The 14,005-nt window shown below is 72.2% G+C and carries 15 protein-coding genes; 8 read left to right on the top strand and 7 right to left on the bottom strand.

What is annotated here, in order from left to right; genetic code table 11:
- Nucleotides 1-90: 90 nt before the first annotated feature.
- Genes hisB through AB9M23_RS22250 form a run of 5 tightly spaced genes read left to right on the top strand, consistent with a single transcriptional unit; the run spans nucleotide 91 to nucleotide 3,311 of the window.
- Nucleotides 91-678, top strand: a complete 588-nt coding sequence (gene hisB, locus AB9M23_RS22270) for an imidazoleglycerol-phosphate dehydratase HisB (protein ID WP_372426881.1) — start codon at nucleotides 91-93, stop codon at nucleotides 676-678.
- 2 nt (nucleotides 679-680) lie between these two features.
- Entirely contained in the window at nucleotides 681-1,208 is a 528-nt protein-coding gene (locus AB9M23_RS22265; protein ID WP_372426880.1) for a DUF2628 domain-containing protein, read from the top strand.
- Nucleotides 1,205-1,855 carry an imidazole glycerol phosphate synthase subunit HisH gene (gene hisH / locus AB9M23_RS22260; RefSeq protein WP_372426879.1) on the top strand — a complete coding sequence of 217 codons (651 nt, stop codon included), beginning with the start codon at nucleotides 1,205-1,207 and terminating at the stop codon, nucleotides 1,853-1,855. The genes AB9M23_RS22265 and hisH overlap by 4 nt, the downstream gene beginning before the upstream one ends.
- Nucleotides 1,843-2,604 carry a 1-(5-phosphoribosyl)-5-[(5-phosphoribosylamino)methylideneamino]imidazole-4-carboxamide isomerase gene (hisA, locus tag AB9M23_RS22255; protein ID WP_372426878.1) on the top strand — a complete coding sequence of 254 codons (762 nt, stop codon included), beginning with the start codon at nucleotides 1,843-1,845 and terminating at the stop codon, nucleotides 2,602-2,604. Before hisH ends, hisA begins: the two co-directional genes overlap by 13 nt.
- On the top strand, nucleotides 2,601-3,311 hold the full coding sequence (locus tag AB9M23_RS22250; protein WP_372426876.1) for a sulfate transporter family protein: 711 nt from the start codon (nucleotides 2,601-2,603) through the stop codon (nucleotides 3,309-3,311). Before hisA ends, AB9M23_RS22250 begins: the two co-directional genes overlap by 4 nt.
- Nucleotides 3,312-3,314: 3 nt before the next feature.
- Here AB9M23_RS22250 and AB9M23_RS22245 read toward each other — a convergent pair whose 3' ends face one another.
- The 5 genes from AB9M23_RS22245 to AB9M23_RS22225 all read right to left on the bottom strand — a co-directional run bounded on the left by AB9M23_RS22245 (nucleotide 3,315) and on the right by AB9M23_RS22225 (nucleotide 7,582).
- Nucleotides 3,315-3,659, bottom strand: a complete 345-nt coding sequence (locus AB9M23_RS22245) for an HPr family phosphocarrier protein (RefSeq protein WP_372426874.1) — start codon at nucleotides 3,657-3,659, stop codon at nucleotides 3,315-3,317.
- A gap of 1 nt (nucleotide 3,660) precedes the next feature.
- Nucleotides 3,661-4,062 carry a PTS sugar transporter subunit IIA gene (locus AB9M23_RS22240; RefSeq protein WP_372426885.1) on the bottom strand — a complete coding sequence of 134 codons (402 nt, stop codon included), beginning with the start codon at nucleotides 4,060-4,062 and terminating at the stop codon, nucleotides 3,661-3,663.
- 92 nt (nucleotides 4,063-4,154) lie between these two features.
- Complete coding sequence (locus AB9M23_RS22235) at nucleotides 4,155-4,610, bottom strand: HPr kinase/phosphorylase (protein WP_372426872.1); 456 nt, start codon at nucleotides 4,608-4,610, stop codon at nucleotides 4,155-4,157.
- A 310-nt stretch (nucleotides 4,611-4,920) separates the two neighbouring features.
- Entirely contained in the window at nucleotides 4,921-6,732 is a 1,812-nt protein-coding gene (locus AB9M23_RS22230; protein ID WP_372426884.1) for a sensor histidine kinase, read from the bottom strand.
- A gap of 151 nt (nucleotides 6,733-6,883) precedes the next feature.
- Nucleotides 6,884-7,582 carry a response regulator transcription factor gene (locus tag AB9M23_RS22225; protein ID WP_029030190.1) on the bottom strand — a complete coding sequence of 233 codons (699 nt, stop codon included), beginning with the start codon at nucleotides 7,580-7,582 and terminating at the stop codon, nucleotides 6,884-6,886.
- A 217-nt stretch (nucleotides 7,583-7,799) separates the two neighbouring features.
- On the opposite strand from AB9M23_RS22225, the gene AB9M23_RS22220 reads away from it, so the two are divergent.
- Nucleotides 7,800-8,630, top strand: coding sequence for a HugZ family pyridoxamine 5'-phosphate oxidase (locus AB9M23_RS22220; RefSeq protein ID WP_372426871.1), 831 nt, complete (start codon nucleotides 7,800-7,802; stop codon nucleotides 8,628-8,630).
- Nucleotides 8,631-8,646: 16 nt separating this feature from the next.
- Here the strand turns inward: AB9M23_RS22220 and AB9M23_RS22215 are convergent, their stop codons facing one another.
- Nucleotides 8,647-9,183, bottom strand: coding sequence for a TetR/AcrR family transcriptional regulator (locus tag AB9M23_RS22215; RefSeq protein WP_372426870.1), 537 nt, complete (start codon nucleotides 9,181-9,183; stop codon nucleotides 8,647-8,649).
- A 139-nt stretch (nucleotides 9,184-9,322) separates the two neighbouring features.
- Between AB9M23_RS22215 and AB9M23_RS22210 the strand changes: the two genes are divergently transcribed.
- Together AB9M23_RS22210 and AB9M23_RS22205 are read left to right on the top strand one after the other, a co-directional pair.
- A complete protein-coding gene (locus AB9M23_RS22210; RefSeq protein ID WP_372426868.1) occupies nucleotides 9,323-10,471 on the top strand; it encodes an efflux RND transporter periplasmic adaptor subunit in 1,149 nt (382 codons plus the stop codon).
- Entirely contained in the window at nucleotides 10,468-13,557 is a 3,090-nt protein-coding gene (locus AB9M23_RS22205; protein ID WP_372426866.1) for an efflux RND transporter permease subunit, read from the top strand. The genes AB9M23_RS22210 and AB9M23_RS22205 overlap by 4 nt, the downstream gene beginning before the upstream one ends.
- On the opposite strand, the gene AB9M23_RS22200 is transcribed toward AB9M23_RS22205, so the two are convergent.
- Nucleotides 13,464-13,988 carry a DUF4345 domain-containing protein gene (locus AB9M23_RS22200; RefSeq protein WP_372426865.1) on the bottom strand — a complete coding sequence of 175 codons (525 nt, stop codon included), beginning with the start codon at nucleotides 13,986-13,988 and terminating at the stop codon, nucleotides 13,464-13,466. The two genes, AB9M23_RS22205 and AB9M23_RS22200, sit on opposite strands and share 94 nt — an antisense overlap.
- Between the last annotated feature and the right edge of the window lie 17 nt (nucleotides 13,989-14,005).

The raw sequence follows: 14,005 nt of genomic DNA, 5'->3' as shown, positions 1-14,005 counted from the left end.
GCGGGGAGGAGGCGGGCGTCATCGGCGTCTGGCCATCCGGCCCGGCGCTTGCTAGAACGCGCGCCCGACCATCACACGGGACGAACCGCCATGCGCGCCGCGCGCGTCGACCGCCGGACCTCCGAGACCGACGTCTCGCTCTCGCTCGCCCTCGACGGCACGGGCGAAGCAGCGATCGCCACGGGGGTCGGCTTCCTCGACCACATGCTCGATCTCCTGGCGCGCCACGCGCTGTTCGACCTCGACGTGACCGCGAAGGGCGACACGCACGTGGACGACCACCACACGGTGGAGGACGTCGGCATCGCGTTCGGCCAGGCGTTCCGCGAGGCGCTGGGCGAGAAGCGCGGCATTTCACGCTATGCGACCGTGCATCTGCCCATGGACGAGACGCTGAGCCGGGTGTCGATCGACATCTCCGGGCGGCCGTTCCTGGTCTTCCGCACCGCCTTCCCGACGCAGAAGATCGGCACCTTCGACACCGAGCTGGTGCGCGAGTGGTTCCAGGCGTTCGCGACGAACGCCGGCGTGACCCTGCACGTCGAGACGCTCTACGGCGAGAACAGCCACCACATCGCCGAGAGCTGCTTCAAGGGCCTCGCCCGGGCGCTGCGCGCGGCGGTGGCGGTCGATCCGCGCGAGGCCGACCGCATCCCCTCGACCAAGGGAGCGCTGTGAGGATGCGCACCTATACGGTCCATCTGCCGCGGGGCGCCGCGCCGGGCGACGCGGCGGCCTTCGATCGCGCCATCCTCGTGCGCGACGGCTTCAACTGGGCCGCGTTCTTCTTCTCGGTCCTGTGGATGCTCTGGCACCGCCTCTGGCTCGCCGCGCTCGCGACCCTTCTCGCCGTCGTCGCGTTCTCGGTCGCGCTCGAGGCGCTGGAGGTCGGGGAGGGTGCGGCGGCGCTGGCGAGCCTGCTCCTGGCGCTCCTGATCGGGCTCGAGGCGTCGAGTCTGCGGCGCTGGACCTACGCGCGCCGCGGCATGCCGATGGTCGACGTCGTCGCCGCGCCGACCTACGACGAGGCGGACGCGCTCGCCTGCGCGCGGCTCGTGGCGACGCGCGAGGAGCGCCCGGCCACGCCGCCTCCTCCGCCCGCCGACCTGCCGCCTGCGGCTCCTCCGCCCGCGCCTCCCCCGCCGGAGCCCGGGCGGCCGAGCGCCGACATCGTTCGCTTCGGTCTGCGGCCGGAGGGAACGCCATGAGCGTCGCCATCGTCGACTACGGCTCGGGCAACCTGCACTCCGCGCAGAAGGCCTTCGAGCGCGCCGCCCGCGAGGCGGGGCTCGCGATGGCGGTGACCGTCACGAGCGACCCCGCCGACGTGCGCGACGCCGAGCGCGTCGTGCTGCCGGGGGTGGGCGCCTTCGCCGACTGCCGGCGCGGGCTCGACGCCGTACCCGGCCTGGTCGAGACGCTCACCGAGGCGGTGATGGGCCGCGGCCGGCCCTTCCTCGGCATCTGCGTGGGCATGCAGCTCCTCGCCTCGCGCGGTCTCGAGCACGAGACGACGCCGGGGCTCGGCTGGATCCCCGGCGACGTGCGCGCGATCCGCCCGGCGGACCCGGCGCTGAAGATCCCGCACATGGGCTGGAACGTGCTCGACGCGCGCCGCGCCCACCCGCTGCTCGACGCCATCCCCACCGGCGAGGGCGGGCTGCACGCCTACTTCGTGCATTCCTATGCCCTCGAGGCGCGCGAGCCCGGCGACGTCGTCGCCACGACCGACTACGGCGGCCCCCTCGCCGCCATCGTCGGGCGCGACAACATCGCCGGCACCCAGTTCCACCCCGAGAAGAGCCAGCGGCTCGGGCTCGCTCTCATCGCCAACTTCCTGAGGTGGCGCCCGTGATCCTCTATCCCGCCATCGACCTCAAGGAAGGCCGCTGCGTGCGCCTGATCCAGGGCGACATGGAGCAGGCGACCGTCTTCAACGACGACCCCGCCGCGCAGGCGCGCGTCTTCGCCGCCCAGGGCTTCCCCTGGCTGCACGTCGTCGACCTCGACGGCGCCTTCGCCGGCAAGCCGATGAACGCGGCGGCGGTCGACGGCATCCTCGCGGACGTGTCGATCCCGGTTCAGCTCGGCGGCGGCGTGCGCGACATGCGCACCGTCGAGGGCTGGCTCGCCAAGGGCGTCGCGCGCATCGTCATCGGCACCGCCGCGGTGCGCGATCCCGCTTTCGTGCGCGAGGCGGCGCGGCTGCATCCGGGGAGGATCGCGGTGGGCATCGACGCCAAGGACGGCTACGTCGCCGTCGAGGGCTGGGCGCAGAGTTCGACGCTCACCGCCGAGGAACTCGGCCGGCGCTTCGAGGACGCGGGCGTCGCGGCGATCGTCTACACCGACATCGCCCGGGACGGCATCCTCAAGGGGCTCAACATCGAGATGACGCTGGCGCTCGCGCGGGCGGTGACGATCCCCGTCATCGCGTCGGGCGGCCTCGCCTCGATCGACGACGTGGCGCGCCTGCTCGAGCCCGACTGCGCGGCCCTCGGCGGCGCCATCACCGGCCGCGCCCTCTACGACGGCCGCATCGATCCCGCAGAGGCGCTCGCGATGATCGCGGCGGCGGACGCGGGCGAGGCAGCGGCCCGGTGATCCTCGCCTCCGCCTTCGCCGCGCTGCGCGGGGTCGTCTCGCCGGGCCTGCGCGGCATCCTCCTGCGCTCGATCGGCCTGACGATCCTCCTTCTCGCGGTCGCCTGGGCGGCGGCGACGCGGGGCGTCGACTGGCTGCTCGCGCGCGAGACGTTCACCGACGCCTATCCGTGGATCGACACGATCGGCGTGATCGTCGCCGGCGCGGGGTTCCTCGTCGGTGCGCTCTACCTGATCCCGGCGGTCTCGGCGCCCGTCGCCTCGATCTTCGCCGACGAGGCGGCGGCGATCGTCGAGCGCACGGACTTCCCCACCGATCCGCCGGGGAAGGAGATGCCGCTCCTGCCCTCGATCGGCTACGGCCTGCGCTTCTTCGGCCTGACGCTCGCGGTCAACCTCGTGGCGCTCGCGCTGCTGCTCGTTCCCGTGGTCAACCTCGCCGCCTTCTTCCTGGCCAACGCCTACCTGCTCTCGCGCGAGTATTTCGAGCTCGCCGCGAACCGCCACCATCCGCGGGCGGAGGCGGTGGCGCTGAGGAAGCGCCACAGGGGCCGCGTCTTCCTCGCGGGCGCGGTGATCGCGGGCTTCCTGCTGATCCCGATCGTGAACCTGGCGACGCCGCTCTTCGGCGTGGCGCTGATGACGCATCTGCACAAGCGGATCGTCGGGCTGGAAGCGCGGCGCGCGGGCGGCGCGCTCACGCGCTGACGCTCACTCGTCCTCGCCGAAGCGGGTCGCGAGCAGCGTCGCGAGGGCGTCGAGCACGCCCTCGGCCTGCGGACCGGCCGCCGTGACGTGGACGGAGGTGCCCTGCGCGGCGGCCAGCGTGAGCAGCCCCATGATCGAGCGCCCGCCCACCGTCTCGCCGCAGCGGGTGACGGTCACCTCCGCCTGGTAGCGCTCGACCGTCTGCACGAACTTCGCCGAGGCGCGGGCGTGCAGTCCCTTGCGGTTGACGATCGAAAGCTCGCGGGCGAGCACGCCCTCCGGCACCGGCGGCGGCTCCGGGCAGGGCTCTTCCACGTCGTGATGTGCGATCGAGGGCTCGGCCGTCATGTCACTTCCCCGCGAGCACGTGGGAGGCCACGTTGATGTACTTGCGCCCCGCCTCCTGGGCGTGCAGCACGGCGTCCGCCAGGGGCTCGAGATCGCGCACGCTGGCGAGCTTGATCAGCATGGGCAGGTTGATGCCCGCCACCACCTCGACCATGCGCCCGTTCATGCACGAGAGCGCGAGGTTGGAGGGCGTGCCGCCGAACATGTCGGTGAGGACGACGACGCCCGAGCCGGTCTCGACCCGCCGCACGGCGTCGAGGATGTCCCCGCGGCGCGCTTCCATGTCGTCCTCGGGGCCGATCGTGATCGTCTCGATCTGCTCCTGCGGGCCGACCACGTGCTCGAGCGCGGCGCGGAATTCCGTCGCCAGCTGGCCGTGGGTGACGAGCACCATTCCGATCATGTGGACCTGCATCCGTCGCTCGGCTGAGCGGAGCCGCTATCTTGTGCACTGCGAAGCCGAACGCAAGAGCATCGCGCCATTTCGTCGGCAGTTCACCGCGGTGTCCCGACAGATAAGCCTCTCAGCGCGTCGAGCGCAATCGTGGCGATCCCGTCGTGCGCCGAGGAGACGAGGCGCGGCAACCTGACGCGGAGGATCTCGGCCTCCAGAGCCTCCGGATCGGGCAGGCGCGGGGGGTACTCGGGAACCAGGTCGACGACGAGGCGCACGATGGCGGCGGGGGCGTGCGGCCGCTCCAGGATGCCGACGCCGCGCCGCTCGACGAGCCCGGCGATCGCGGGATGCGGGCGCGCCACGAGCCGACCGTGGGCGGCTGCGAGCCGGATGCGGTCGTCGCCCACGAGCCGGGCATGCAGCCCGCGCGCCCGCGCAGCCTCAAGCAGATCGAGCGCGAGCCGCGACTTGCCCGCACCCGACGCCCCCCGGATCAGCACGCCGGCCTCCCCGACGAGGACGCAGGAGGCGTGGAGGGTGTCCGTCCTGGTCATGCCCCCGGCCCCGCATCCGCAGCCGCGACGTGCTCCCCTCTCCCTGGTGGAGAGGGGTGGGGGGTGTGGAGCGGGCAGGATTGCGACCGACGTCGATGCCGATGCGCTCGCCCCGCGCCTGCCGCCGAGATCTCACCGCCGCGGCCGAACCCGCCCGGGCGGGTGCACGGCATGCGCGTCGAGATCGTCCTGCATGCCCCCCACCCCCGGCCCCTCCCCACGAGGGGGAGGGGAGACCGTCGGCGCGCTGCAACGACATGGTGCGTCGCCTCCAATCCGGCTCCGCGAGCGAGATGGGGCAATGCGCTCGTCACGGGCGCTCCCGCACGGCTGGGAGCGTCACCACGAAGCGGGCTCCCAGCCGGCGGGGCTCGCCGTCTTCGCCGACGGCGCCGAGGCGGTTCTCCGCGCGGATCGTGCCGCGGTGGGCCTGGACGATCTGGCGCGAGATCGACAGGCCGAGCCCGGAATTCTGGCCGAAGCCCTGCTCGGGGCGGTCGGTGTAGAAGCGCTCGAAGATTCGCTCCAGCGCGTGATCGGGGATGCCCGGTCCCTCGTCCTCGACGACGAGGCGCAGGATCTCGCCCTCGCGCTCGAGAACGACGCGCACGGCGGCGCCCGGTGGGGAGAAGGAGCGGGCGTTGTCGAGCAGGTTGCGCACGACCTGGCCGAGGCGGCTGTCGTGGCCGATGACGACGAAGGTGCGGGCGTCGCGCTCCCCGGGCTCCTTCGCGCCGTCCCGCGCGCCGTCCCGCGCGCCGTCGCGACCCGTTCCGGCCGTTCCCTTCCGCGCCGGGCGCCGTACGTCGAGGTCGATCGGCGCGTCCTCGGGGCGACGCACGTCGTTGGCGATGGAGACGACCGCGCCGAGGAGCCGCGCCATGTCGACCGGCCCCGCTTCCGAGCGGGCGAGCTCCGCGTCGAGGCGCGAGGCGTCGGAAATGTCGGAGATCAGCCGGTCGAGGCGGCGCACGTCGTGCTGGATGATGTCGAGGAGCCGCCGGCGGCTGTCGTCGGAGCGCGCCAAGGGCAGCGTCTCGACGGCGCTGCGCAGCGAGGTGAGCGGGTTCTTGAGCTCGTGCGCCACGTCCGCGGCGAAGCTCTCGATCGCCTCGATGCGGTCGTAGAGCGCCTCCGTCATCTCGCGCAGCGCCCCGGAGAGATGGCCGATCTCGTCGGAGCGGCCGGTGAAGTCGGGGATCTCCTGGCGGGACTTGATGCCCCGGCGCACCCGCTCGGCCGCCTCCGCCAGGCGCGAGACCGGCCCGGCGATGGCATTCGCGAGGATGAGCGACAGCACGATCATCACCCCCGCCGCCACCATGAAGACCTGGAGCAGCGCGAAGCGCTCGGAGGCGATGATGGCGTCGATGTCGCCGCCCTGCGTCGAGAGCAGCAGCACGCCGCGCACGGCGCGCTGGCGCTGGATCGGCACCGCGACGGAGACGATGGTCTCGCCGGCGGGGTTGAGCCGCACGACGCTGGCGCGCTCGCCGCGCAGGGCCTGGCGGACCTCCGGGAAGGTGCGCCCGTCGGTGGGGCCGATCGTCTCGAGCGAGGGCGCGCGCGTGGGCGCGAAGAAGTCGCGCAGCGCTCCGAAGGCGCGCTCCAGCGGGCCGGGAGGGCTCGTCTCGATCGGCGGCAGGTCGAGGCGCAGGATGTCGCCGCGCGAATAGAGCGCGCGGGTGTCGAGCAGCAGCGACGCCTCGCGGTCGTAGACCCGCGCACGGGTGCGCGTGGGGGTCACGAGCCGGCGCAACAGCGGCGCGACCTGCTCGGGGCTGATCGAGAACTCGAGCGGCGAGAACAGGTCGTCGGTGAGGACGGAGCTCTCGCCGGTCTGCATCTGGAGCAGCCGGTCCGGATCGATCAGGATCGTGTCGGAATCGACGGTGGCCGAGGCCGCGATGGCGCCGGCGATGATCTCGCCCTGGGTGAGCAGGCTCTGGACGCGGGCCTCGATCAGGCCCTCGCGGAACTGGTTGAGGTAGAGGAAGCCGAAGAACAGCGCCACGAGGCCGGCGAGGTTGAGCACCACGATGCGGCGCACGAGGCTCGACGAGGCGCGCCCGGCGATCGCGCGCCACAGGCCCCGAAGGCGCACGAGCAGGCCGAGCCGCATGCGCCGGGCCGCGCCGCCCTTCGCCAGGGTCGCGACGGTCGAGAGCCGTGGCGGGACGCGCGCGTCCTCGCCGCCGGCGCCGCCGGAAGCCGGCCGGTCGTCCTCGTGCGCGTATCCGTCGGCGCGCCGGCGTGCGTCCACGCGGTCTCCCTCAGGTTTCCTTGAAGCGGTAGCCGACGCCGTACAGCGTCTCGATCATGTCGAAGCTCTGGTCGGTCACCTTGAACTTCTTGCGCAGCCGCTTGATGTGGCTGTCGATCGTGCGGTCGTCGACGTAGACCTGGTCGTCGTAGGCGGCGTCCATCAGGGCGTTGCGGCTCTTCACCACGCCGGGGCGCTGGGCCAGCGACTGCAGGATGAGGAACTCGGTGACGGTGAGCGTCACCGGCTCGCCCTTCCAGGTGCAGGTGTGGCGCTCGGGGTCCATCACGAGCTGGCCGCGCTCGAGCGCCTTGGTGTCCGGCTCGCGCGGGGCCGACACGTCCTTGGGCGCGAAGCGGCGCAGGACGGCCTTGACCCGCTCGACCAGCAGGCGCTGGGAGAACGGCTTCCGGATGAAGTCGTCTGCGCCCATCTTGAGGCCGAACAGCTCGTCGATCTCCTCGTCCTTCGAGGTGAGGAAGATCACCGGCAGGTCGGACTTCTGGCGCAGGCGCCGCAGCAGTTCCATGCCGTCCATGCGCGGCATCTTGATGTCGAAGATCGCGAGGTCCGGCGGCGTCTGGCGCAGGCCGTCGAGGGCGGAGGCGCCGTCCGTGTAGGTCTGGATGCGATAGCCTTCGGCCTCGAGGGCGATGGACACCGAGGTGAGGATGTTGCGATCGTCGTCGACGAGGGCGATGGTGGGCATCACGGCTCCCGATGCTCTGGCGGCCTGGCTACGTTCCGGCTGGACACGTTTCCGATCACGTTCCGATACGGTACGGGCGGGAACGCCCGAGGCGGGCGGATGGTGCGACGAAACCGTCACCCTCCCGCCAAGCCTCGCAATTCGGCCGAATTCATGGCGGTTTAGCACGTCTTGCCGCATGTGGGCAAAGGCGAGCGCTTTCGGAAGGGGTGCGGGCATGGCGCAGGCGGACGGCGACGGCGCGGGCGAGGGCGGGGATCCCGGCCGCAATCCCGGCGAGAGCGGCGTCTCGGAGGAGGCGAAGGCCATCCTCGAGCGGGTGGGTCCGGACCCGTCCTACGACGGGCTCGCGGTGGCGAAGGGGCTGCTGCGCGCCGTGCGCGCCGGCGCGCTCGCGACCCTCGATCGCGCGGCCGGCTTCCCCTTCGCCACTCTGGTGACTGTGGCCACCGACGTCGACGGCGCGCCGCTCTTCCTGATGTCGCGCCTGTCCGGCCACACCGCGAACCTCGCCGCCGACCCGCGGGCGAGCGTGCTCCTCGCAGAGCGTGGAAAAGGCGACCCGCTCGCCCATCCGCGGCTGACCGTGATCGGGCGCATCACACCCACCGACGACCCGCGCGCCCGCGCCCGCTTCCTCGCCCGCCACCCGAAGGCGAAGCTCTACGCCGGCTTCGGCGACTTCGCCGTGTTCCGCATGGACGTGGAGGGCGCGCACCTCAACGGCGGGTTCGCCCGGGCGATGGCGATCGCGCGCGACGACCTGCTCACGCGCATCGACGACGCGCGGAGCCTGCTGGCGCTCGAGGAGAGCGCGGTGGCCCACATGAACGAGGATCACCGCGACGCGCTCGCCCTCTACGCCACCCGGCTCGGCAAGGCGCCGCAGGCCGATTGGCACGCCACCGGCATCGACCCCGACGGCCTCGACCTCGCCGCCGGCGACCTCACCGCGCGCGTGCCGTTCCCGGAGCGCATCGCCGAGGGCGGGCGGCTGCGGCGGGTGCTGAAGGAGATGGCGGATCGGGCCCGCGGGATGGAGGGGTGAGCGCGCCGCTCCGGCGTCACCGATCCGCACTCCCGCGCATCCGCTCCAGGAGCGCCGCGCGCTCCTCCGCGTCCACCACGTCGATGCCCAGCAGCCGCATCAGCGCGAGGCCGTGAAGGGCGAGGTAGACGATCGTCGCCTCGTCGGGGTCGGCGGCGTTGGCGCGGATCGCGTCGAGGAAGCCGCGCTCGCGCCGGCGCACGGGCTCCAGGATCGCCGGATCCTCGACGAGTGCCGTGAGCATGCCCGCGCTCGGGGGCGCCGCGCAGAGGCGTTGGGCGACGAAGGTTTCGACATAGGCCGCGATCACGCCATCGTGACGGGAGGCAGCCGCCTCGGTCCCGAGCGCCGCCTCGAATCGCGCGAGCTGCTCCTCCACGAGACCGCGCAGGAGCGCCGCCTTGGTGGGGAAATGGTAGAGGAGCCCGCCCTTCGAGACGCCGGCCTGCGCGGCGACGGCCTCGAGCGAGACCGAGCCCGGTCCCGCCTCCTGCGCGATCTCGAGGGCCGCGCGCAGGATGCGTGCGCGTGTGCTTCGCGTGCCGGCCGTCACGGTTCCTCCTTGACAGAAACGTCCCCACGGTCCAGTTCCCAACCGTCCGGACGGTACAGTACGGGGACCGTACACGCCCCGGGCCTTCTCGTGCAAGCTCTTCCCCGATCGAACGCCTCCCCCGACCACGAGCCCAGCCATGATCAAGCGCTTCCTGATCGCCATCGTCCTCGTCGCCCTCCTCGGCGGCGGGCTCGTCGGGTTCAACCTGTTCCGGGACCGGATGATCGCGGACTTCTTCGCGAACATGCCCGTCCAGCCGGCGACGGTGTCCGTCGTCACGCTCGAGCCCGCCACCTGGCAGCCGACGATCGAGACGATCGGCACGGTCAACGCCGCGCGCGGCGTCGAGCTGACGGTGGAGGCAGCCGGCATCGTGCGCGAGATCGCCTTCGCCTCGAACGAGGAGGTCGCGGCGGGCGCCGTGCTCGTGCGCCTCGACGACGCCGTGCAGCAGGCGGACGTCGACGCCGCGCGCACGCGCCTCGCCCTCGACGAGCAGGACCTCGCCCGCGCCCGCGACCTGCGCTCGCGGGGCGCCGGCACCGAGGTGAACGTCGCCAACGCCGAATCCGCGGCCCGCTCCTCGGAGGCGCAGCTCGCCCGCGCGGTGGCGGTTCTGGAGCAGCGCCGCCTCGTCGCGCCCTTCTCGGGGACGATCGGCCTGCCGCGGGTCGAGCTCGGGCAGTACATCACGCCGGGCACCGCCGTCGCGACGCTCCAGGATCTCGACACGATGCGCGTCGACTTCTCCCTGCCCGAGCAGCGCCTGCCGGATGTGGCGATCGGCCAGCCGATCCGCGTCTCGGGGGAGGGCGTCGCCGGGGAGATCTTCGGCGAGATCGTCGGCATCGACCCGCGCGTCGACCCGGCGAGCCGGCTGTTCGCCGTGCGCGGCGCGGTCTCGAACGAGGGCGGCGTGCTCACGCCGGGCCAGTTCGTGCGCATCGCGATCGAGCAGCCGCGGGAGGAGGGCGTCGTCGCCGTGCCGCAGACGGCGCTGGTGTCGAGCCTCTACGGGGATTTCGTCTACCGCGTCGTGGCGGCGCAGGAGGGCGAGGGCCTCGCCCTCGACCAGGTCTTCGTGACGCCCGGCCGGCGTGCCGAGGGGCTGATCGAGATCGTCTCGGGCCTCGCGCCGGGCGACCGCGTCGTCACCGCCGGGCAGAACCGGCTGTCGAACAACATGCCCGTCGTGCTGGAGGAGGCGGACGCCACCGGAGCCGCCGCCTCCCGAGCCGCCTCCCCCGAAGCCGCCTCCCCCGAAGCCGCGAGCGCCGCCCGATGAGTCCCTCCGACGTCTTCATAAAGCGCCCGGTCCTCTCCACGGTCCTGGGCCTCCTGATCCTGCTGCTCGGGTTCCAGGGCCTGTTCGGGCTGCAGACGCGGCAATACCCGGAGGTGGACGAGACCGTCGTGACCATCACGACGCTCTATCCCGGCGCCTCCGCCGAGCTGATCCAGGGCTTCGTCACCTCGCCGATCGCCCGCGCCGTCGCGACGACGGAGAACGTCGACTACGTCACCACGCAGTCGCGCCCCTCGGCCTCGATCGTGACGGTCAACATGCGGCTGGGCTCGAACCCCGACGCCGCGCTCACCGAGGTGATGTCGAAGGTCAACGAGGTCCGCTCCAGCCTGCCCCCGGACGCCGAGGACCCGGCGATCGTGAAGGGCACGGGCATGACCTTCGCGACCATGTACTTCGCGGTGCAGAACCCCAACATGACCGCGGAGCAGGTGACGGAGTACATCGAACGCGTCATCCGCCCCCGCATGTCGACCATCCCCGGCGTCGCCGAGACCGAGGTGCTCGGCGGCGCCAAGTACGCCATGCGGGTCTGGATCGACCCCGTACGCCTCGCCGCGCGCGGGCTCACGGCGGCCGAGGTGCGCCAAGCGATCGACGCCTCGAACTTCCTCTCCGCGCCCGGGCGCACGCGCAACGCGCTCGTCACCTACCCGATCACGATGCGCTCGACGCTGCAGACGCCCGAGGCCTTCGCCCAGCTGCCGCTGTCGGGGCGGGGCGACGACGTGGTGCGCCTGCGCGACGTCGCGCTCGTCGAGCTCGCCGCCGAATCGAACGACACGATCGTGAACTTCAACGGGGAGCCCGGCACCTTCATCGGCCTCTACCCGACGCCGGGCGCCAACCCGCTCGACATGGCCGCGGCCGTGCTCGCGGAGATCCCCGCCATCCAGGGGACGCTGCCGGACGGCATGAGCCTGACGCTCATGTACGATTCGACCGAGCAGATCGGCGCGTCGATCGACGAGGTCTTCCGCACGATCGTCGAGGCCACCGTGATCGTCGCGGTGATCACGCTGCTTTTCCTCGGGTCGTTCCGGGCGGTGACGCTGCCGCTCGTGGCGATCCCGCTCTCGCTCGTGGGTACGCTCTTCATCCTGCTCCTGATGGGCTACTCCATCAACCTGCTGACCCTGCTGGCGATGGTGCTCGCCATCGGCCTCGTGGTCGACGATGCGATCATCGTCGTCGAGAACGTGCAGCGCCACGTCGACGAGGGGATGAACCCGGCCCGCGCCGCCTTCGTCTCGATGAAGGAGCTGTTCGGCTCGATCGTCGCGATGATGCTGACGCTGGTCGCCGTGTTCACGCCGCTGTTCTTCACCGGCGGGCTGACCGGCGCTCTGTTCCGCGAGTTCGCGGTGACCCTCGCCGGCGCGGTGTTCATCTCCGGTGTCGTCGCGCTGACGATCTCGCCGATGATGGCGGCGCGGGTTCTGAAGGCCGGCCACAGCCGCTTCCAGGTCGCGCTCGATCGCGGCTTCGGCGGGCTCGAGGGCTGGTACGAGCGCCGCGTCGCCGGCTCGCTGCGCTACCGGGCAGTGACGGTCTTCGTCGTCGTCGCGCTCGTCGGCGTCACCGGGTTCCTGTTCACGAAGACGTCGAGCGAACTCGCGCCCGAGGAGGACGTCGGCGCGCTGTTCGCCATCGTCAACGCGCCAGCCTACGCCACCTCGGACTACACGCGCACCTACATCGACCAGATGCGCGACCGCACGCAGGACCTGCCGGAGCTGTCCGCCAACTTCTCCATCGTCGGCTTCGGCGGGCAGACCAATTCCGGCATCGCGCTCTGGGCCTTCGACGACTGGGCCGAGCGCGCGCGCAGCCAGGCGGAGATCCAGCAGGACCTCCAGGCGCGCATCGCCGGCATCACCGGCGTCGAGGCCTTCGTCTTCGCGCCGCCGACCCTGCCGGGCGCCGGCGGCGGCCTGCCGATCTCGGTCGTGATCCAGACGACGAGCACGCCGGCCAACGTCTACGAGGTCGCCGAGCGCATCCGCCAGGAGGCGCAGGCGTCGGGACGCTTCATCGTGGTGCAGAACTCTCTGTCCTTCGACACGACCGAGGTCGTGGTGACGATCGACCGCGACCGCGCGGCGGCGCTCGACGTGCCCGCCTCGCAGGTGGGCGCCACCCTCGGCCTCCTCGTCGGCGGCGGGGCGATCTCGCAGTTCGACCGGGACTCGAACAGCTACGACGTGATCATGCAGGTGCCGGCCGCGTACCGGAACAATCCCGAGCGGCTCGGCGACCTCTACGTGCGGGCGCGCAGCGGCGCCATGGTCCCTCTGTCGGCGCTCGCGACCATCGACACCGGCGTCGCGGCGGCGACGATCGAGCAGTTCAACCAGCTCAACTCCGCCACCATCTCGGCGCTGCCGCTGCCGGGCGTCTCCACCGGCGACGGCCTCGCGGAGATCGTCGCCATCGCCGAGCGCGTCCTGCCGGACGGGTTCTACATCGACTACGCGGCCCAGTCCCGCCTGGAGGTGGGCGAGGGCAACACGATCGCCATCGCCTTCGCGCTGGCCATCGTGGTGATCTACCTCGTGCTCGCGGCGCAGTTCGAGAGCTTCCGCGATCCGTTCGTGATCCTGATGTCGGTGCCCTTGTCGATCTTCGGCGTCATCGTGCCGCTCAATCTCGGCCTCTCGACGCTCAACATCTACACGCAGGTGGGGCTGATCACCCTGATCGGGCTGATCACCAAGCACGGCATCCTGCTCGTGGAGTTCGCCAACCAGCTGCGGCGCGAGAAGGGCCTGACGCGGGAGGCGGCGATGGTCGCCTCCGCGAAGCTGCGCCTGCGGCCGATCCTGATGACGACGGCCGCGACCGCGCTCGGCGTCGTGCCGCTGATGACGGCGGAGGGCGCGGGCGCGGCGGCGCGCTTCTCGATGGGGCTGGTGATCTTCTCCGGCATCACCGTGGGCACGCTGTTCACGCTCTTCGTCGTGCCGACGTTCTACACGCTGGTGTCGCGCCGGGAGCTGGAGCCGGAGCTGACCGAGTCCGGCGAGCGCGCCGCGCCCGCGGCGGCGCCCAGCCCGGCTGAGTGACGGCTCGCGGCCATCACGGGCCCCCAGCGCCGGGCGACGCGGCCCTGCCAGAGCGCCAGCGCCGGGGTGACGGCGAGTTCCATCGCGAGCGCCGCCGTCATCGGGCCGTCCGCCGGTCCGTCGACGACGACGCCGAGCAGGCGGGCGAGGCCGCCGATCACCACGATGCCGGCGAGGAGCCGCACGCGGGCGCCGTGCGCCTCGATCCGCGGCACCGCCGCCCAGAAGGCGAGCCCGATGCCGAGAAGCAGGCCGGACAGGTAGCGGACGTGGCTCTCCAGAGGCACGCCGCGTGCGAGGGCGTCGCCGCCCCCGCCCCCGACGAATCCCGTCCCCGTCGTCACGCCGGCGAGCCCGGCGAAGACGGGGACGCAGCCGGCGAGCAGGATCGCCCCCTGCAGCAGTCGTCGCTCGATGCGCGCCGCGATCATGCCCGTTCTCTCTCCCT

Origin of the sequence: Salinarimonas chemoclinalis, assembly GCF_041514305.1 — a bacterium.
GTDB classification, from domain to species: Bacteria; Pseudomonadota; Alphaproteobacteria; order Rhizobiales; family Beijerinckiaceae; genus Salinarimonas; species Salinarimonas chemoclinalis.
Note: the sequence above shows the minus strand (reverse complement) of the source record. Positions and strands in the feature narration are given on the sequence as shown.

What these genes read in the sequence shown, in the direction of transcription:
- hisB (WP_372426881.1), top strand. Translation starts at nt 91, where the DNA reads ATGCGCGCCGCGCGCGTCGACCGCCGGACCTCCGAGACCGACGTCTCG.
- AB9M23_RS22265 (WP_372426880.1), top strand. Translation starts at nt 681, where the DNA reads ATGCGCACCTATACGGTCCATCTGCCGCGGGGCGCCGCGCCGGGCGAC.
- hisH (WP_372426879.1), top strand. Translation starts at nt 1,205, where the DNA reads ATGAGCGTCGCCATCGTCGACTACGGCTCGGGCAACCTGCACTCCGCG.
- AB9M23_RS22245 (WP_372426874.1), bottom strand. Translation starts at nt 3,659, where the DNA reads ATGACGGCCGAGCCCTCGATCGCACATCACGACGTGGAAGAGCCCTGC.
- AB9M23_RS22240 (WP_372426885.1), bottom strand. Translation starts at nt 4,062, where the DNA reads ATGATCGGAATGGTGCTCGTCACCCACGGCCAGCTGGCGACGGAATTC.
- AB9M23_RS22235 (WP_372426872.1), bottom strand. Translation starts at nt 4,610, where the DNA reads ATGACCAGGACGGACACCCTCCACGCCTCCTGCGTCCTCGTCGGGGAG.
- AB9M23_RS22230 (WP_372426884.1), bottom strand. Translation starts at nt 6,732, where the DNA reads ATGCGGCTCGGCCTGCTCGTGCGCCTTCGGGGCCTGTGGCGCGCGATC.
- AB9M23_RS22225 (WP_029030190.1), bottom strand. Translation starts at nt 7,582, where the DNA reads ATGCCCACCATCGCCCTCGTCGACGACGATCGCAACATCCTCACCTCG.
- AB9M23_RS22220 (WP_372426871.1), top strand. Translation starts at nt 7,800, where the DNA reads ATGGCGCAGGCGGACGGCGACGGCGCGGGCGAGGGCGGGGATCCCGGC.
- AB9M23_RS22210 (WP_372426868.1), top strand. Translation starts at nt 9,323, where the DNA reads ATGATCAAGCGCTTCCTGATCGCCATCGTCCTCGTCGCCCTCCTCGGC.
- AB9M23_RS22205 (WP_372426866.1), top strand. Translation starts at nt 10,468, where the DNA reads ATGAGTCCCTCCGACGTCTTCATAAAGCGCCCGGTCCTCTCCACGGTC.
- AB9M23_RS22200 (WP_372426865.1), bottom strand. Translation starts at nt 13,988, where the DNA reads ATGATCGCGGCGCGCATCGAGCGACGACTGCTGCAGGGGGCGATCCTG.